15 protein-coding genes are annotated in these 18048 nt (G+C 50.8%); 7 read left to right on the plus strand and 8 right to left on the minus strand.

Annotated features, from left to right (window positions below; translation table 11 throughout):
• Positions 1 to 410 precede the first annotated feature (410 nt).
• Together BGE37_RS15585 and mdtD are read left to right on the plus strand one after the other, a co-directional pair.
• A complete protein-coding gene (locus BGE37_RS15585; protein WP_001131177.1) occupies positions 411 to 1103 on the plus strand; it encodes a FadR/GntR family transcriptional regulator in 693 nt (230 codons plus the stop codon).
• Between the two features lie 22 nt (positions 1104 to 1125).
• Complete coding sequence (gene mdtD, locus BGE37_RS15590; protein WP_001280843.1) at positions 1126 to 2553, plus strand: multidrug transporter subunit MdtD; 1428 nt, start codon at positions 1126 to 1128, stop codon at positions 2551 to 2553.
• On the opposite strand, the gene rbsR is transcribed toward mdtD, so the two are convergent.
• The 7 genes from rbsR to kup all read right to left on the minus strand — a co-directional run bounded on the left by rbsR (position 2519) and on the right by kup (position 10422).
• The gene (gene rbsR / locus BGE37_RS15595; protein WP_000224470.1) at positions 2519 to 3511 is read right to left on the minus strand and encodes a ribose operon transcriptional repressor RbsR; all 993 of its coding nucleotides are present in this window, start codon (positions 3509 to 3511) and stop codon (positions 2519 to 2521) included. The two genes, mdtD and rbsR, sit on opposite strands and share 35 nt — an antisense overlap.
• A 3-nt stretch (positions 3512 to 3514) precedes the next feature.
• A complete protein-coding gene (gene rbsK / locus BGE37_RS15600) occupies positions 3515 to 4444 on the minus strand; it encodes a ribokinase (RefSeq protein WP_001361088.1) in 930 nt (309 codons plus the stop codon).
• A 125-nt stretch (positions 4445 to 4569) separates the two neighbouring features.
• Positions 4570 to 5460, minus strand: a complete 891-nt coding sequence (rbsB, locus tag BGE37_RS15605; RefSeq protein ID WP_001056273.1) for a ribose ABC transporter substrate-binding protein RbsB — start codon at positions 5458 to 5460, stop codon at positions 4570 to 4572.
• A 24-nt stretch (positions 5461 to 5484) separates the two neighbouring features.
• A complete protein-coding gene (rbsC, locus tag BGE37_RS15610; RefSeq protein WP_000211858.1) occupies positions 5485 to 6450 on the minus strand; it encodes a ribose ABC transporter permease in 966 nt (321 codons plus the stop codon).
• 4 nt (positions 6451 to 6454) lie between these two features.
• Entirely contained in the window at positions 6455 to 7960 is a 1506-nt protein-coding gene (rbsA, locus tag BGE37_RS15615) for a ribose ABC transporter ATP-binding protein RbsA (protein ID WP_000387771.1), read from the minus strand.
• A gap of 7 nt (positions 7961 to 7967) precedes the next feature.
• Positions 7968 to 8387 carry a D-ribose pyranase gene (gene rbsD / locus BGE37_RS15620; RefSeq protein ID WP_105288190.1) on the minus strand — a complete coding sequence of 140 codons (420 nt, stop codon included), beginning with the start codon at positions 8385 to 8387 and terminating at the stop codon, positions 7968 to 7970.
• 166 nt (positions 8388 to 8553) lie between these two features.
• Positions 8554 to 10422, minus strand: a complete 1869-nt coding sequence (kup, locus tag BGE37_RS15625; RefSeq protein ID WP_000102332.1) for a low affinity potassium transporter Kup — start codon at positions 10420 to 10422, stop codon at positions 8554 to 8556.
• Between the two features lie 222 nt (positions 10423 to 10644).
• Here kup and ravA point away from each other — a divergent pair, with 222 nt between their 5' ends.
• Together ravA and viaA are read left to right on the plus strand one after the other, a co-directional pair.
• Positions 10645 to 12141, plus strand: a complete 1497-nt coding sequence (gene ravA, locus BGE37_RS15630) for an ATPase RavA (RefSeq protein WP_001353548.1) — start codon at positions 10645 to 10647, stop codon at positions 12139 to 12141.
• On the plus strand, positions 12135 to 13586 hold the full coding sequence (gene viaA / locus BGE37_RS15635; protein ID WP_105288191.1) for an ATPase RavA stimulator ViaA: 1452 nt from the start codon (positions 12135 to 12137) through the stop codon (positions 13584 to 13586). Before ravA ends, viaA begins: the two co-directional genes overlap by 7 nt.
• 4 nt (positions 13587 to 13590) lie before the next feature.
• Here the strand turns inward: viaA and asnA are convergent, their stop codons facing one another.
• Entirely contained in the window at positions 13591 to 14583 is a 993-nt protein-coding gene (gene asnA, locus BGE37_RS15640) for an aspartate--ammonia ligase (RefSeq protein ID WP_105288192.1), read from the minus strand.
• A 151-nt stretch (positions 14584 to 14734) separates the two neighbouring features.
• On the opposite strand from asnA, the gene asnC reads away from it, so the two are divergent.
• The 3 genes from asnC to mnmG all read left to right on the plus strand — a co-directional run bounded on the left by asnC (position 14735) and on the right by mnmG (position 17994).
• A complete protein-coding gene (gene asnC, locus BGE37_RS15645) occupies positions 14735 to 15193 on the plus strand; it encodes a transcriptional regulator AsnC (RefSeq protein WP_000432970.1) in 459 nt (152 codons plus the stop codon).
• Between the two features lie 89 nt (positions 15194 to 15282).
• Positions 15283 to 15726 carry an FMN-binding protein MioC gene (gene mioC / locus BGE37_RS15650; RefSeq protein ID WP_000763742.1) on the plus strand — a complete coding sequence of 148 codons (444 nt, stop codon included), beginning with the start codon at positions 15283 to 15285 and terminating at the stop codon, positions 15724 to 15726.
• Between the two features lie 378 nt (positions 15727 to 16104).
• Positions 16105 to 17994 (plus strand): tRNA uridine-5-carboxymethylaminomethyl(34) synthesis enzyme MnmG, encoded by a 1890-nt coding sequence (mnmG, locus tag BGE37_RS15655; RefSeq protein WP_097482620.1) that lies wholly within the window; start codon positions 16105 to 16107, stop codon positions 17992 to 17994.
• Positions 17995 to 18048: the final 54 nt, after the last annotated feature.

Here is an 18048-nt window from a genome sequence, read left to right on the forward strand (position 1 = left end):
TTTTTCGTCTTGCGACGTTAAGAATCCGTATCTTCGAGTGCCCACACAGATTGTCTGATAAATTGTTAAAGAGCAGTGCCGCTTCGCTTTTTCTCAGCGGCGCGGGGTGTGCATAATACACTTTCCCGCTACAGAGTCAAGCATTTTTTTGCTTTTCTCTGTCGAGATTCTCAGGAGAACCCCGCTGACCCGGCGGCGTGTTTGCCGTTGTTCCGTGTCAGTGGTGGCGCATTATAGGGAGTTATTCCGGCCTGACAAGAGGAAATTTAAAATAATTTTCCGACCGCGCATTTTTTCAGCAAAAGCCCCATTAATGTGCCATAAAACAAGCAATTTGCCGTTTTTGCAACCGTAATCACACTTCCTGGTGGCATACTAAGGAGGAATAAAAAGAAAAAGGAAGATTAGTAATGCCTTTAAGCGCACAACAGTTAGCTGCACAGAAAAACCTTTCGTATGTTCTGGCTGAGAAGCTGGCGCAACGGATCTTAAAAGGTGAATATGAACCCGGCACCATTTTGCCTGGTGAGATTGAGCTGGGCGAGCAATTTGGAGTGAGTCGTACAGCGGTACGCGAAGCGGTTAAAACGTTAACGGCAAAAGGGATGGTTTTACCGCGACCACGAATTGGTACCCGGGTCATGCCACAATCAAACTGGAATTTTCTTGATCAGGAATTGCTTACCTGGTGGATGACAGAAGAGAACTTTCATCAGGTCATCGATCACTTTCTGGTTATGCGTATCTGTCTGGAGCCGCAAGCTTGCCTACTGGCTGCAACGGTTGGCACCGCGGAACAGAAGGCGCATCTCAATACGTTAATGGCCGAAATGGTGGCATTAAAAGAGAACTTTCGCCGTGAACGCTGGATTGAGGTCGATATGGCCTGGCATGAGCATATCTATGAAATGAGCGCCAATCCGTTTTTGACCTCATTCGCCTCGCTCTTCCATTCGGTTTATCACACTTACTTCACGTCAATTACCAGCGACACAGTGATAAAGCTGGATCTGCACCAGGCGATTGTTGATGCGATTATCCAAAGCGATGGCGACGCGGCATTTAAAGCTTGTCAGGCGCTGCTACGCTCACCTGATAAGTGACACCCCGATAACAGGACATTGAATGAGCGATAAAAAGAAGCGCAGTATGGCGGGTTTGCCGTGGATCGCGGCGATGGCCTTCTTCATGCAGGCACTTGATGCCACTATTCTGAATACCGCCTTACCCGCAATCGCTCATAGCCTTAATCGTTCTCCTCTCGCGATGCAATCAGCCATCATCAGTTACACGCTGACGGTGGCGATGCTTATTCCGGTAAGCGGATGGCTAGCCGATCGCTTCGGTACGCGTCGCATATTTACCCTTGCCGTGAGTCTGTTCACATTGGGTTCTCTGGCCTGCGCACTTTCTAACTCGCTACCACAGCTGGTTGTCTTCCGGGTTATTCAGGGGATAGGTGGCGCAATGATGATGCCTGTTGCTCGGCTGGCCTTACTGCGTGCTTATCCTCGTAATGAGCTTCTTCCTGTATTGAATTTTGTCGCCATGCCGGGTCTGGTGGGGCCAATTTTAGGCCCCGTACTTGGCGGCGTGCTGGTCACCTGGGCAACCTGGCACTGGATATTTTTAATCAATATCCCCATAGGTATTGCCGGCCTTCTTTACGCGCGCAAACATATGCCCAATTTCACCACCGCACGACGCAGATTCGATATCACTGGCTTTTTGCTGTTTGGCCTCAGCCTTGTTCTCTTCTCAAGCGGAATAGAGCTATTCGGTGAAAAGATTGTCGCCAGTTGGATAGCCTTGACGGTAATTGTCACCAGCATCGGGTTACTGCTTCTCTATATTCTCCATGCACGACGCACGCTAAACCCATTAATTTCATTAGATTTATTTAAAACCCGCACTTTCTCGATCGGAATAGTAGGCAATATTGCAACCCGTCTGGGGACCGGCTGTGTACCGTTCCTTATGCCATTGATGTTACAGGTAGGATTTGGTTATCAGGCGTTTATTGCCGGCTGTATGATGGCACCGACAGCGTTAGGTTCCATTATTGCAAAATCGATGGTTACCCAAGTCTTACGTCGTCTGGGCTATCGCCATACGTTAGTGGGGATCACGGTAATTATTGGGCTAATGATCGCTCAGTTCTCTTTGCAATCACCAGCAATGGCGATATGGATGCTGATCTTGCCGTTGTTTATATTAGGGATGGCTATGTCGACGCAATTTACCGCGATGAATACCATCACACTTGCCGATCTGACCGATGACAACGCCAGCAGCGGTAACAGTGTTCTGGCGGTCACGCAGCAACTGTCTATCAGTTTAGGCGTTGCTGTAAGTGCGGCCGTCCTTCGCGTTTATGAAGGGATGGAAGGCACAACGACTGTCGAACAATTCCACTATACGTTTATCACAATGGGCATTATTACTGTTGCTTCAGCAGCAATGTTCATGCTTCTGAAAACAACCGATGGTAATAATTTGATCAAAAGACAGCGTAAATCTAAGCCGAACCGCGTTCCATCAGAATCGGAGTAAGTTGTAATCGTTGTTGCTGAAGGGTCGGTTGGGTTATCCGATGGATGAGTACATCAATCGCCAGCTCCCCCAGTTCATCTTTCGGTTGATGGATAGTGGTTAATGGTGGCGTCATAAAGCTTGCCAGTTCGATATCGTCATAGCCAATCACCGCGATATCCTGCGGTACCTGTAACTCTGCCTGATATAGCGCCTGGTAAACGCCAACAGCCATAGCGTCATTTCCGGTAAAGACGGCCTGAGGACGCAGCGGATGTGATAACAGTTGGCGCATAGCGTCAAACCCGCCGTTAAATTCAAAATCACCAGTGACTTCATAGCCATCAGGAATGTTGAGACCCGCACGTTTCATCGCCGCCCGATAACCTTCCAACCGCAGGCGCGCCGGAGTTTTATCCAGCGGGCCGGTAATACAGGCGATACGGGTATGACCTTTATCGATCAGATATTGCGTTGCTAAGTCTCCGCCCAGCAACGAGTTATCCTGTATAAGATCGCTGTCGCCATCGAACGGTGCCCAGTCCATCATCACGGTAGGCACTGTCGGATAACGTTGCATGATTTCACGCGAAGGCTGATGCGTTTCGGTGCACAGTAACAGCAAGCCATCAACGCGCTTTTGCATCAGCGTTTCCAGATTACGATTCATCCGCTGCTCATCGCCTTCGGTATTGCAAAGAACAAGACTATAGCCGCGCTCGAAGCAGCTGCGTTCAACGCCACGCACCAGTTCAGAATAGAAAGGATTGGTACTGGCAGTGATCAACATGCCAATGGTATGTGTTTGATTGAGTTTGAGGCTACGCGCCAGAGCTGATGGCGCGTAATTGAGTTCTTTAATCGCCGCTTCAACTTTGGCGGTAATCGCTTCACTGACGAAGCGATCTTTATTGATAACGTGAGAAACTGTTGAGGTAGAAACGCCCGCCAGGCGGGCAACATCTTTCATTGTAGCCAAGCGTCACCTCTGCCTGTCTAAAAATGCGTCGATCTCTTCACGCCACGGTACGGAAGGTTGTGCGCCTTTACGTGTTACGGCAATCGCTGCGGCGGCGTGAGCAAAACGAATCGCCTCCGGCAACGGTTTTTCTTCCAGCAACGCCGTGATTAACGCGCCGTTAAAAGTATCTCCGGCAGCAATGGTATCGACAGCCTGCACCCGGAATCCAGGAACGCGCTGACCTTCACCATTCACGCTAGCCCATACACCACGACTTCCTAAAGTAATCAGTACAGTACGGATACCTTTTTCATGCAGTACCTGCGCCGCTTTCGCTGCATCTTCATCATTTTCAACACGAATACCGGTGAGCTTTTCTGCTTCCGTTTCATTTGGCGTAATAATGTCCACCAGAGCCAGCAGTTCGTCAGGAAGTTCACGAGCCGGAGCTGGGTTAAGCGCAACGATAGTCTTATTTTGATGGGCGATTTTCGCCGCTGCCATCACACTTTCGAGTGGTGATTCCAGCTGCATTAATAATGCCGATGCGTTAGCAATACGCTCACGTTGCGCCTCCACCAGCGCAGGGGAAAGGGCTGCGTTAGCGCCGGCATGAATACCAATGACATTCTCACCTTCGCCATTAACAAAAATTAGCGCCACACCTGTTGATTCGCCTTTGATCACGCTCACCGGAGAAATATCGATGTTATCAGTGGCGAGCTGCTGGCGAACGCTTTCACCAATGCTGTCATCACCCGTACAGGCAATAAACGCGATATTCGCACCGCTACGCCCAGCAGCCACTGCCTGATTCGCGCCTTTGCCGCCAAATGCAACCTGATAGTGGTTACCGGTTACGGTTTCGCCTGGAGTAGGAAAAGATTGAAGATTAAGAATGTGGTCAGCATTAATGCTGCCAAGAACAACGAGGCTGCCTGCGTTTTGCATATTCGGGATGTCCATAAAATGCGCCACCGTGTTAGGGTGGCGCGTGCCCTGCTTTTCTTTATTTTACACGTTCATCTGTCGATGACGTATTTATGTCACCATCAGGTCATACAACCTGATTAAAACTACTGCTTAACAACCAGTTTCAGATCAACCGGATACTTAGCCTGAACTTTCTCGCCTTTCAGCACTTTATCGGCGGTTTCGACGCCTTTCGCGCCAATCTGATCGGGTAGCTGAGCGATAGTCGCTGCTAGTTTGCCATCATTCACCGCTTTTTCGCCATCCGGTGTACCGTCAAATCCGACGACCATCACATCCGATTTACCGGCAGTTTGCAGTGCGCGCAGCGCGCCCAGCGCCATTTCATCATTCTGCGCGAACACAGCCTGAACATCCGGATGAGCGGTCAACAGGTTCTGCATTACGTTCAAACCTTTGGTGCGGTCAAAGTCCGCTGGCTGGCTGGCAAGAACATTAAACTTGTGAGCAGCAACGGCCTGCTGGAAACCTTCGCCACGCTCACGAGCTGCGGAGGTACCGGCAATGCCTTGCAGCTCGATAACTTTGGCACCTTCACCCGCTTTCTTCGCGATATAATCACCCGCGATTTTGCCGCCCAGTACGTTATCAGAAGCAATGTGGCTCACTACTTCACCTTTCGTGGCCTGGCGGTCAAGAGTGATAACCGGGATGTTCGCCTGGTTAGCCATCTTCACAGCATTACCCACTGCGTCGGAGTCGGTCGGGTTAATTAGCAGAATTTTGGTGCCGCGAACGGTTAAGTCCTGCACGTTCGCCAGCTCTTTCGCCGGATTGTTCTGGGAGTCCAGCACCACCAGGTTATAGCCGAGTTTATCCGCCTCTTTCTGCGCGCCATCTTTCAGCGATACAAAGAACGGGTTGTTAAGCGTGGAAACCACCAGCGCGATGGTGTCTTTTGCCATCGCATTCGCACTGACGGTGGCGCTTAGCGCAACAGCGGAAACCAGGGTAGCCAGTTTTTTCATGTTCATATTCAAGATGTCCTGTAGTCGTTATTACTGTTTTTTGTTGTCTACCAGCACCGCCAGCAAAATCACCACCGCTTTGACGATCATCTGGTAATAGGAGGAAACACCTAACAAATTCAATCCATTATTAAGGAAGCCAAGAATTAATGCGCCGATCAACGTCCCAACAATGCGACCTTTTCCGCCCGCCAGACTCGTACCGCCCAGAACCACCGCAGCAATAGCATCCAGCTCATAGCCAGTTCCCGCAGTGGGTTGTGCGGAGGAGAGACGCGCCACTTCAATGATCCCGGCCAGCGATGCCAGCAGACCACAAAGAGAATAGACGATGATTTTGATTTTATTGACGTTGATACCAGAAAGACGCGTAGCCGCTTCGTTGCCGCCCAGCGCGTAGATGTAACGCCCCAAACGTGTGTGATGCAGCATGTACCAGGCCGCGAGGAAGACAATTCCCATGATCCAGACTGGCGTAGGTACGCCCAGCGGACGACCAATACCAAACCAGCCAAACAGATCGGCGTTCTCAGTAAAGCCGGTATTCACTGGGCTACCGTTGGTATAAACCATGGTCACGCCGCGCAGTAAAAGCATCATAACCAGCGTAGCGATAAACGCCTGGACACGACCTTTCGCTACAATCACCCCGGTTACCGCACCAATAGCGGCACCTAACGCGAGAGCGGCAGCGACAGCCACCAGCGCATTGACTTCAATGCCGACGATAGATGCAGCTACTGCGCCAGTCAGCGCCAACAGAGAACCTACTGACAAGTCGATGCCCGACGTCAGGATCACCAGCGTCATCCCGACCGCCATAATGGCGTTCACCGAGGTTTGCTGGAGAATATTGAATAAGTTATTGATGGTGAAAAAGTTCGGGCTTAACGTCGAGACAATCGCGATCAGCACAAGCAGAGCGATAAGCGATTTCTGCTCCATCAGCCACGCTTTCGTGAAATAACGGCGACCAGAGACAGTCTGGGTTGTCATTTTTTTACTCCTGATTCACGCGATTAAGCTTGCCCACAGCGGCAGCCATTAACACTTCCTGGGTGGCCTGCTCACGAGTAAATTCCCCGCTGAGATGCCCTTCATGCATGACGATGATGCGATCGCTCATGCCTAATACTTCTGGCATCTCCGATGACACCAGAATGATGCTCAAGCCATCGGCTTTGAACTGGTTAATCAGTTGATAGATCTCTTTTTTCGCACCAACATCTACGCCACGGGTAGGTTCATCAAGAATCAACACTTTGGGGCGTGTCATCAGTCCACGGGCAATCGCCACTTTTTGCTGATTGCCACCGGAGAGCAAACCAATTGCCTGTTCCATCGACGGCGTTTTCACATTAAACAGACGAATAAAATCACTCACTGCCTGCTGTTCATCGGCATGCTTCAAACTGCCGCCAGTACGGCTAAAGTAACGCAGCGCAGTCAGCGACATATTCTCTTTGACTGACATACCCAGCACTAAACCGTCACGTTTACGGTCTTCAGAGATATACACAATGCCGTTTGCCAGGCCATCCTGCGGTGAACGGGTAACGACTTCATGCCCATCCAGGGTGACGTAACCGCTGGTGCGCGGCAGTGCGCCGTAGAGCACTTTCATCAGTTCGGTACGACCTGCGCCCATCAAACCAGAGACGCCAAGAATTTCGCCTTTGCGTAAAGTAAAAGAGACATCGTTAACGCCAGGTCCGCAGAGATTATCGACTTTCAGGCGGATATCTCCCGGCGCTTTGTCCAGGTGCGGATATTGATCTTCCAGCTTGCGGCCCACCATCATCTCAATCAGCGAATCTTCGGTCAGTGATGCCACTTCGCGCTCAGCAATAAATTGCCCATCACGAAAAACGGTAACGTCATCGCAAATCTCGAAGATTTCTTTCATGCGGTGGGAGATATAGACAATACCGCGGCCTTGCGATTTCAGCTCGCGGATGACGCGGAACAGGGATTCGGTTTCGGTATCGGTCAGCGCATCGGTCGGTTCATCCATAATGATGACTTTCGACTCAAAGCTCAGCACTTTGGCAATTTCAACCATTTGCTGGTCACCGATGGAAAGATCGCCCACCAGCTTGTCACTTTTAAAACGCAGGTTAAGTTTAGCCAGCAATTTATCCGCTTCGGCATACATGGTTTTCCAGTCAATTTTGCCAAAGCGATTAACAAACTCACGGCCGAGGAAAATATTTTCGGCAATGGTTAACTGCGGGATCAGGTTCAGTTCCTGATGGATGATTCCAATGCCGGCTTCCTGGGAGGATTTCGGCCCGGTAAACGTTGTTTCTTTCCCCAGCCATAAAAGCGTACCGGCATCACGCGTATAGATACCAGTAAGCACTTTCATCATGGTGGATTTACCCGCGCCGTTTTCACCCACCAGCGCCATTACACGCCCCGGATAGACATTTAACGCGGCGCCCGAGAGGGCTTTTACGCCCGGAAAGGCTTTATCAATGCCTTTAAGCTGTAGTAATGCTTCCATGACGGCCTCAGAACGTCACGCCAGCACAGAGAATGATATTCGCATACGGAGAACATTCTCCGCTGCGAATTACCGCCTGACTTTCTGCGGTTTGTTGTTTGAATTGTTCATGCGTGGTGTAACGAATTTCAATGGTATTTCCCTGGTGTTGTTGCAGCTGCTCAAGGTGAGTGAGCAACGTTTCGTGGAGTTGCGGATTATGTTGTTTGATCTCTTCCGCGATAATGGCAGCCTCGACCTGCATTTCATTTGTGACGACGCCCAGCACCTGCATAAAAGAAGGTATCCCCTGGGTTAATGCCATATCGATACGCGTTGTACTTTTGGGGATGGGTAAACCAGCATCACACACCACCAACGTATCGGTATGTCCCAGACGGGAGATCACCGAAGAAATATCAGAATTAAGAACGGTGCCTTTTTTCATTTTTTTCTCCATCAGCGAAACGTTTCGCTGACCCGCAGTTTAATCCTGACTGAGTTGGGAAAACCATCGTGACGTTACGGAAATGTGATCAACATCGAAACGTTTTACATGGTGATTAACCATGAAAACAAAAACGCCCCCTTATGGAGAAAGGAGGCGTCTGGCGTTAAATTTCGACCTGAGTACCCAGTTCGATAACCCTGTTTGGCGGGATTTCAAATTGATCCGGTGCGCGCAGCGCATTACGTTGCAACAGCAAATACAGCTTGCCGCGCAAACGCAAATACCACGGACGTTTGCCGAGGATCAGTGATTCATGCGACATAAAGAAGGAGGTTTCCATCATCCGGCAACTTAATCCTTCCAGACCGCAGCGGTGGAATACTTCTTCCACGTTTGGCGTTTCTCGCCAACCATAACTTGCCACCACGCGCCAGAAAGTGGGCGACAGTTGTTCAATCTGTACCCGACGGACGTTATGGACATAAGGCGCGTCTTCGGTGCGCAGAGTTAACAGAATCACCCGCTCATGCAATACCTTGTTATGTTTAAGGTTATGCATCAGCGCAAAGGGAATGACGTTGATTGCACGTGACATATACACCGCGGTCCCAGGCACGCGAACGGGCGGTGATTTCTCCAGCGAAGCAATCATCGCCTCCAGAGAGTTGCCATGTTCATGCATCCGCCGCAGCAAGCGGAAACGCTCGCTCTTCCAGGTAGTCATCACGATAAACATTACCGTACCGAGACTCAGTGGCAACCAGCCGCCGGAGAGCAGTTTATCGAGGTTAGCGGTGAACAATGGAATATCAACACAAAGGAAAGCAATCAGGATCAGCGCAACAAAATACTTATTCCAGTGCCAGTTCTGACGTGCCACGGTAGTTGAGAGAATAGACGTCAGTACCATGGTTCCGGTCACCGCAATCCCGTACGCCGCCGCCAGGTTGCTGGAGTGCTCAAAGCTGACGATCACAATCACGACCGCGACATAGAGCATCCAGTTCACAAACGGAATATAGATTTGCCCAGACTCCATTTCGGAGGTGTGAATAATGCGCATCGGCGACAAATATCCCAGACGTACGGCCTGACGCGTCAATGAGAAGACGCCAGAGATAACTGCCTGCGAGGCAATTACCGTCGCCAGTGCGGCGATGATCAGCAGCGGGATCAGCGCCCAGTCCGGTGCCAACAGGAAGAACGGGTTCTTAATTGCTTCCGGGTTCTTTAACAACAGCGCTCCCTGACCGAAGTAATTAAGAGTTAAGGAAGGCAATACGACGGTGAACCACGCCAGACGAATCGGGAACTTACCAAAGTGCCCCATATCAGCATACAGCGCCTCGACCCCCGTAATCGACAGCACCACTGCCCCTAATGCAATAAAAGAAACCGTTTTGTATTCAAGGAAGAAATGCACCGCCCACATCGGATTCAGCGCATGCAGCACTTCCGGGTTAGCAATAATGCTACGTAACCCCAGTACTGCCAGAATCAAAAACCAGGTCAGCATGATCGGCGCAAACAGCTTACCGACCATAGCCGTGCCATGTTTTTGAATCATAAATAGTAAAGTGAGAACGATGATTGAGAGGGGAACTATCCAGGTATCCAGCTGCGGGGCGACGATTTCCAGACCTTCAATGGCAGACATCACCGAAATAGCGGGTGTAATGACGACTTCACCATAGAAAAAGCTGCCGCCGATTAATCCCATAATCACCAGCATTGATGTGGTTCGCGCCGACGTATTGCGCCCGGCAAGCGACATCAACGTCAGAATGCCCCCTTCCCCGGCGTTATCTGCCCGCATCACGAAGGTGAGATATTTAATGGAAACCACAAAGATTAGCAGCCAGAAGATCAGCGATAAAAAGCCAAACACGGCATCGCGTTCAACGCCAAAACCAAACTGGCCGGACAAACATTCACGAAGTGTATATAACGGGCTGGTACCAATATCGCCGTAGACAACTCCAATCGCCGCGAGGGTAATCGCGGGCAACGATTGCTTATTATCAGTGCTCATAGACTAGTCTTTCGTTGAAATATGAAATGTGTGCTTAGTCCCTTGGCCCACAAAAAAGCGCACAGTATGCACGATTAACGACAAAATCGTACTCCTAAATGCGGCCACATTAACCTGGCTCAAAGAAAAATAGACCTCTTTTGAGACTATTTTAGCCACCAGTAAGAAACGTCTATACTCGCAATTTACGCAGAACTTTTGACGAAAGGACGCCACTTCATTATGGCTCACCCTCATTTATTAGCGGAAAGAATTTCCCGCCTGAGCAGTTCGTTGGAAAAGGGGCTTTATGAACGTAGCCACGCCATCCGCTTGTGTTTATTAGCGGCATTAAGTGGTGAAAGTGTGTTCCTCCTTGGCCCGCCAGGCATTGCCAAAAGTTTGATCGCCCGGCGCTTAAAATTCGCCTTTCAGAATGCCCGCGCGTTTGAATATCTGATGACCCGCTTCTCCACGCCGGAAGAAGTTTTTGGTCCCCTTTCTATTCAGGCGCTAAAAGATGAAGGGCGCTATGAACGTTTAACCAGCGGTTACCTGCCGGAAGCAGAAATCGTCTTTCTGGATGAGATCTGGAAAGCGGGCCCGGCAATTCTTAATACCTTGCTCACCGCCATTAACGAGCGCCAGTTCCGCAACGGTGCACACGTAGAAAAAATCCCGATGCGTCTGCTGGTGGCGGCCTCCAACGAGCTGCCGGAAGCAGACAGCAGTCTGGAAGCGTTATATGACCGCATGCTGATTCGTCTGTGGTTAGATAAAGTGCAGGATAAAGCGAATTTCCGCTCCATGCTGACCAGTCAACAGGATGAAAATGACAATCCGGTTCCTGCCTCCTTGCAGGTCACTGATGAAGAATATGAACGCTGGCAGAAAGAGATTGGTGAAATTACGCTGCCCGATCATGTATTTGAGCTGATTTTTATGCTGCGCCAGCAACTGGATAAATTACCGGATGCGCCTTATGTCTCGGATCGTCGCTGGAAAAAAGCGATCCGCTTATTGCAGGCCAGCGCCTTTTTTAGCGGTCGCAGTGCTGTTGCCCCGGTAGATCTCATTTTGCTGAAAGATTGCCTGTGGTATGACGCGCAAAGCCTGAATTTGATACAACAACAAATTGATGTATTGATGACCGGTCATGCCTGGCAACAGCAAGGGATGTTGACCCGCCTGGGCGCGATTGTGCAACGTCACCTGCAACTACAGCAGCAACAAAGCGATAAAACAGCCTTAACGGTAATTCGTCTGGGCGGCATTTTCAGCCGTCGTCAGCAGTATCAACTCCCTGTTAACGTTACTGCTTCCACTCTGACTCTGCTGCTGCAAAAACCGTTAAAACTGCATGATATGGAAGTGGTTCATATCTCCTTTGAGCGTAGCGCGCTGGAACAGTGGCTGAGCAGAGGTGGTGAAATTCGCGGCAAACTGAACGGTATCGGCTTTGCCCAGAAACTGAATCTGGAAGTTGATAGCGCCCAACATCTTGTCGTACGCGATGTAAGTTTACAAGGCAGTACGCTGGCACTTCCCGGTTCATCGGCTGAAGGTCTGCCAGGTGAAATAAAACAACAACTGGAAGAGCTTGAAAGCGACTGGCGCAAGCAACACGCTTTATTCAGCGAACAGCAAAAATGTCTGTTTATCCCTGGCGACTGGTTAGGTCGCATTGAAGCCAGCCTACAGGATGTCGGCACCCAGATTCGCCAGGCACAACAATGCTAACGCTGGATACGCTTAATGTGATGCTGGCCGTCAGCGAAGAGGGATTGATCGAAGAGATGATCATCGCGCTGCTGGCCTCACCGCAGCTGGCAGTCTTCTTTGAAAAATTCCCACGACTGAAGGCGGCAATCACTGATGATGTTCCCCGCTGGCGTGAGGCGCTGCGCAGTCGGCTGAAAGATGCCCGAGTCCCGCCGGAACTCACCGAAGAGGTGATGTGCTATCAGGAAAGCCAGCTCCTCTCCACGCCGCAGTTTATTGTGCAGCTACCACAGATCCTGGACTTACTGCATCGTCTGAATTCCCCATGGGCAGAACAAGCCCGACAGTTGGTTGATGCTAACAGCACGATCACTTCAGCGTTACACACACTTTTTCTCCAGCGTTGGCGTTTAAGTCTGATCGTGCAAGCAACGACGTTAAATCAACAGCTATTAGAAGAAGAACGCGAACAACTGTTGAGTGAAGTTCAGGAACGCATGACGCTGAGCGGGCAACTTGAACCGATTCTCGCAGATAACAATACCGCAGCTGGTCGTCTGTGGGATATGAGCGCCGGTCAGCTTAAACGTGGCGACTATCAGTTGATTGTGAAATACGGTGAATTTCTTAACGAACAGCCGGAACTGAAACGCCTGGCAGAACAGTTGGGGCGTTCCCGGGAAGCCAAATCAATACCGCGCAACGATGCGCAGATGGAAACCTTCCGTACCATGGTGCGCGAACCGGCGACCGTTCCTGAGCAGGTTGATGGACTGCAACAAAGCGATGATATTTTACGCCTTCTACCACCGGAACTGGCGACGCTGGGGATAACGGAACTGGAGTATGAGTTTTACCGTCGGCTGGTGGAAAAACAATTGCTCACCTATCGCCTTCACGGTGAGTCGTGGCGTGAAAAAGTTATCGAACGCCCGGTAGTTCATAAAGATTACGACGAACAGCCGCGCGGACCGTTTATTGTCTGCGTGGATACTTCCGGCTCAATGGGCGGCTTTAATGAACAGTGTGCGAAAGCGTTCTGTCTGGCATTGATGCGCATAGCCCTCGCTGAAAATCGTCGCTGCTTTATTATGTTATTTTCCACCGAGATCGTCCGTTATGAGCTTTCAGGCCCACAAGGTATTGAGCAAGCGATCCGCTTTTTAAGTCAGCAGTTTCGTGGTGGCACCGATCTTGCCAGTTGTTTTCGCGCCATTATGGAACGCTTGCAAAGTCGGGAGTGGTTTGACGCCGATGCGGTGGTGATTTCTGATTTTATCGCCCAGCGGTTGCCTGACGACGTGACGAGCAAAGTGAAAGAGTTGCAGCGGGTACATCAGCATCGCTTTCATGCCGTGGCGATGTCAGCGCACGGCAAACCCGGCATCATGCGCATTTTCGATCATATCTGGCGCTTTGATACCGGGATGCGAAGCCGCCTGCTCAGACGCTGGCGGCGATAAATTATTACAGCAGAGAAGGGACGCTCTCGCGAACAGCAGTAGGCCATACACCACACTGAACCTGACCGATATGTGGCAGTTGCAACAGCAGCATGGTCAAACGAGACTGGCCAATACCGCCGCCAATGGTCTGCGGCATTTCACCGCGCAGCAGCGCCTGATGCCACTCCAGCTGCAGACGATCTTCATCCCCGGTCAGCGCCAGCTGATGTTTCAACGTATCGGCATCCACGCGGATCCCCATGGAAGAAAGCTCAAACGCATCTTCCAGTACCGGGTTCCATACCAGAATATCGCCGTTCAGACCCGCATGGCCCAGCTCTGACGGGGTGCTCCAGTCATCATAATCCGGTGCGCGCACGTCGTGGCGATGACCATCACTCAACTTGCCGCCAATCCCGACGAGGAATACCGCGCCAAGATCTTTCGCAATCGCCCGCTCACGTCCTTTGGCATCGAGATCCGGATAACGAGCCAGTAACTCCTGGCTGTGTACGAAGTGGATCTGATCCGGCAGGAACGGTGCCAGGCCAAACTCTTCGCTAACCGCAGCTTCGGTTGCTTTAATTCCCGCCCAGATCGCCTCTACCGTGCTTTTCAGAGTCGAGAATTGACGCTCGCCGTCGCCCATTACGCGTTCCCAGTCCCACTGGTCAACATAGACCGAGTGCAACGGGGAAAGACGGTCTTCATCGGGGCGAAGGGCTTTCATGTGCGTGTACAGCCCTTCGCCCGCGCTGAAGTCGTGTTGCCCTAAGGTCTGACGTTTCCACTTCGCCAGTGAATGAACCACTTCGAACTGGGCATCAGGCAGAGCTTTCACTTTTACCTGCACCGCTTTTTCACAGCCCGACAAGTTATCCTGCGTGCCATCCCCCACACGGCTAAGAATCGGCGCCTGGACTTCAATCAGCCCCAGACGTTCTTCCAGTTGACGAGAAAAGTGAGATTTCACGAAGCTAATTTGACGTTGTTTGGCAATGTAAGCGGTTTTCATTTTTTATACTCCTGCGTCCTGTTGCTTATGATTAAGCAACAAAAACCGACACATATGCAATAATCATTCAATAAAAAGCTTCATGCACTTTTGATTCATTAAAAAAGAGGGCTAAAATAGAATGAATCATCAATCCGCATAAGAAAATCCTATGGAAAATTATCTGATCGACAATCTGGACCGTGGCATCCTGGAAGCATTAATGGGCAATGCGCGCACCGCTTACGCCGAACTGGCGAAACAATTTGGCGTCAGTCCGGGGACAATTCACGTTCGAGTAGAGAAAATGAAGCAGGCGGGGATCATTACCGGGGCACGTATTGATGTCAGCCCGAAGCAGCTCGGTTATGACGTAGGCTGCTTTATCGGCATTATATTAAAGAGCGCCAAAGACTATCCTTCCGCGCTGGCAAAGCTGGAAAGCCTCGATGAAGTCACTGAAGCCTATTACACAACTGGCCACTACAGCATCTTTATCAAAGTGATGTGCCGTTCGATCGATGCTCTCCAGCATGTACTTATCAACAAGATCCAAACAATTGATGAAATTCAGTCCACCGAGACACTGATCGTCCTGCAAAACCCGATCATGCGTACCATTAAGCCATGATCAGCTTTTTTAATCCCATACTTTTCCACAGGTAGATCCCAACGCGTTCACAGCGTACAATACGCCACTCTTAATAAAGGTGGCGGTTTATGGCAGATATCACTCTTATCAGCGGCAGCACCCTCGGCGGTGCCGAATATGTGGCAGAACACCTGGCTGAAAAGCTGGAAGAGGCGGGTTTTACCACCGAAACGCTGCACGGTCCGCTGTTGGAAGATTTATCTGCCTCGGGGATCTGGCTGGTTATCAGCTCAACCCACGGTGCCGGAGATATTCCGGACAACCTTTCTCCTTTCTATGAAGCATTGCAGGAACAGAAGCCCGATCTTTCTGCGGTCCGCTTTGGCGCTATCGGTATTGGCAGTCGTGAATATGACACCTTTTGTGGGGCTATCGATAAACTCGAGGCAGAACTCAAAAATTCCGGTGCAAAACAGACAGGCGAAACACTGAAGATCAACATCCTTGATCACGACATTCCGGAAGATCCGGCAGAAGAATGGCTGGGCTCGTGGATTAATTTACTCAAATAAGTATACAGATCGTGCGATCTGTTGTGGATAACTCTGTCAGGAAGCTTGGATCAACCGGTAGTTATCCAAAGAACAACGGTTGTTCAGTTTTTGAGTTGTGTATAACCCCTCATTCTGATCCCAGCTTATACGGTCCAGGATCACCGATCATTCACAGTTAATGATCCTTTCTAGGTTGTTGATCTTAAACGCCGGATCCTTGTTATCCACAGGGAAGTGCGATCCTAATAAGAGATCACAATAGAACAGATCTCTAAATAAATAGATCTTCTTTTTAATACCCAGGATCCCAGGTCTTTCTCAAGCCGACAAAGTTGAGTAGAATCCACGGCCCGGGCTTCAATCCATTTTCATACCGCGTTATGCGAGGCAATCACCATGTTTTATCCGGATCCTTTTGACGTCATCATCATTGGCGGGGGTCATGCAGGCACCGAGGCCGCGATGGCCGCGGCGCGTATGGGTCAACAGACTCTGCTTTTGACACACAATATCGACACTCTGGGGCAGATGAGCTGCAACCCGGCAATCGGCGGTATTGGGAAGGGACATCTGGTAAAAGAAGTGGATGCACTCGGCGGTCTGATGGCGAAAGCGATCGATCAGGCGGGTATCCAGTTTAGGATACTAAACGCAAGCAAGGGACCGGCAGTTCGCGCTACCCGAGCTCAGGCGGATCGTGTGCTCTACCGTCAGGCGGTACGTACGGCGCTGGAGAACCAACCGAACCTGATGATCTTCCAGCAGGCGGTTGAAGATCTTATTGTCGAAAACGATCGCGTGGTCGGTGCTGTTACCCAAATGGGACTGAAGTTCCGTGCCAAAGCCGTCGTGCTCACCGTTGGGACGTTCCTCGACGGTAAAATTCATATCGGTCTGGATAACTACAGCGGTGGCCGTGCTGGTGATCCGCCGTCCATTCCGCTCTCTCGCCGTTTGCGTGAACTGCCGCTGCGCGTTGGTCGTCTGAAAACCGGGACACCGCCGCGTATTGATGCGCGTACTATCGACTTCAGCGTGCTGGCACAACAGCATGGCGATAACCCAATGCCGGTATTCTCGTTTATGGGCAATGCGTCCCAGCATCCACAGCAGGTGCCGTGTTATATCACTCATACCAACGAGAAAACCCATGATGTGATCCGCAGTAACCTCGATCGTAGCCCAATGTACGCAGGGGTGATCGAAGGTGTCGGCCCACGCTACTGCCCGTCGATCGAAGACAAAGTCATGCGCTTCGCCGACAGAAATCAGCATCAGATCTTCCTTGAACCGGAAGGGCTGACCTCTAACGAAATTTATCCGAACGGTATCTCCACCAGCCTGCCGTTCGATGTGCAGATGCAAATCGTCCGCTCCATGCAGGGGATGGAAAACGCGAAGATCGTGCGTCCGGGTTATGCCATTGAGTATGACTTCTTCGATCCACGCGACCTGAAACCGACGCTGGAGAGCAAGTTTATCCAGGGGCTGTTCTTTGCTGGTCAGATTAACGGCACTACCGGTTATGAAGAAGCCGCTGCGCAAGGTTTGCTGGCCGGTCTTAACGCTGCCCGTCTGTCTGCTGACAAAGAAGGTTGGGCTCCGGCGCGTTCTCAGGCGTATCTCGGCGTACTGGTTGATGACCTGTGCACTTTAGGAACCAAAGAACCGTATCGTATGTTTACCTCGCGCGCAGAATATCGTCTGATGCTGCGCGAAGATAATGCGGATCTGCGTTTGACTGAAATTGGTCGTGAACTGGGCCTGGTGGATGACGAACGTTGGGCACGCTTTAACGAGAAACTTGAGAATATCGAGCGTGAGCGTCAGCGTCTGAAATCGACCTGGGTAACCCCGTCGGCGGAAGCTGCAGCCGAAGTGAATGCTCACCTGACTGCGCCGCTTTCCCGTGAAGCCAGTGGTGAAGATCTGCTGCGTCGTCCGGAAATGACTTATGAAAAATTAACCACGCTGACGCCGTTTGCCCCTGCGTTGACAGACGAACAGGCGGCGGAACAGGTTGAGATTCAGGTTAAATACGAAGGTTATATCGCGCGCCAGCAAGATGAGATCGAAAAGCAGCAGCGTAACGAGAATACCTTGCTGCCAGCGACGCTGGATTACCGCCAGGTATCCGGTCTTTCTAACGAAGTGATCGCCAAACTTAACGATCACAAACCGGCTTCTATCGGTCAGGCTTCGCGTATTTCTGGCGTCACGCCTGCTGCCATCTCCATTCTGCTGGTGTGGCTAAAAAAACAGGGTATGCTGCGTCGTAGCGCATAACGCATTAAAAATGCCTGGTAAGCACCCGCTTACCGGGCTACGCATCAAGAACAG

The organism is Escherichia sp. MOD1-EC6300 (genome assembly GCF_002965045.1).
Lineage (GTDB): Bacteria > Pseudomonadota > Gammaproteobacteria > Enterobacterales > Enterobacteriaceae > Escherichia > Escherichia coli_F.

Excerpts from the sequence above, each read along its gene's own strand:
- BGE37_RS15585 (WP_001131177.1), top strand. The coding sequence starts at position 411 with ATGCCTTTAAGCGCACAACAGTTAGCTGCACAGAAAAACCTTTCGTAT.
- mdtD (WP_001280843.1), top strand. The coding sequence starts at position 1,126 with ATGAGCGATAAAAAGAAGCGCAGTATGGCGGGTTTGCCGTGGATCGCG.
- rbsK (WP_001361088.1), bottom strand. The coding sequence starts at position 4,444 with ATGCAAAACGCAGGCAGCCTCGTTGTTCTTGGCAGCATTAATGCTGAC.
- rbsB (WP_001056273.1), bottom strand. The coding sequence starts at position 5,460 with ATGAACATGAAAAAACTGGCTACCCTGGTTTCCGCTGTTGCGCTAAGC.
- rbsC (WP_000211858.1), bottom strand. The coding sequence starts at position 6,450 with ATGACAACCCAGACTGTCTCTGGTCGCCGTTATTTCACGAAAGCGTGG.
- rbsA (WP_000387771.1), bottom strand. The coding sequence starts at position 7,960 with ATGGAAGCATTACTACAGCTTAAAGGCATTGATAAAGCCTTTCCGGGC.
- rbsD (WP_105288190.1), bottom strand. The coding sequence starts at position 8,387 with ATGAAAAAAGGCACCGTTCTTAATTCTGATATTTCTTCGGTGATCTCC.
- kup (WP_000102332.1), bottom strand. The coding sequence starts at position 10,422 with ATGAGCACTGATAATAAGCAATCGTTGCCCGCGATTACCCTCGCGGCG.
- ravA (WP_001353548.1), top strand. The coding sequence starts at position 10,645 with ATGGCTCACCCTCATTTATTAGCGGAAAGAATTTCCCGCCTGAGCAGT.
- viaA (WP_105288191.1), top strand. The coding sequence starts at position 12,135 with ATGCTAACGCTGGATACGCTTAATGTGATGCTGGCCGTCAGCGAAGAG.
- asnA (WP_105288192.1), bottom strand. The coding sequence starts at position 14,583 with ATGAAAACCGCTTACATTGCCAAACAACGTCAAATTAGCTTCGTGAAA.
- asnC (WP_000432970.1), top strand. The coding sequence starts at position 14,735 with ATGGAAAATTATCTGATCGACAATCTGGACCGTGGCATCCTGGAAGCA.
- mioC (WP_000763742.1), top strand. The coding sequence starts at position 15,283 with ATGGCAGATATCACTCTTATCAGCGGCAGCACCCTCGGCGGTGCCGAA.
- mnmG (WP_097482620.1), top strand. The coding sequence starts at position 16,105 with ATGTTTTATCCGGATCCTTTTGACGTCATCATCATTGGCGGGGGTCAT.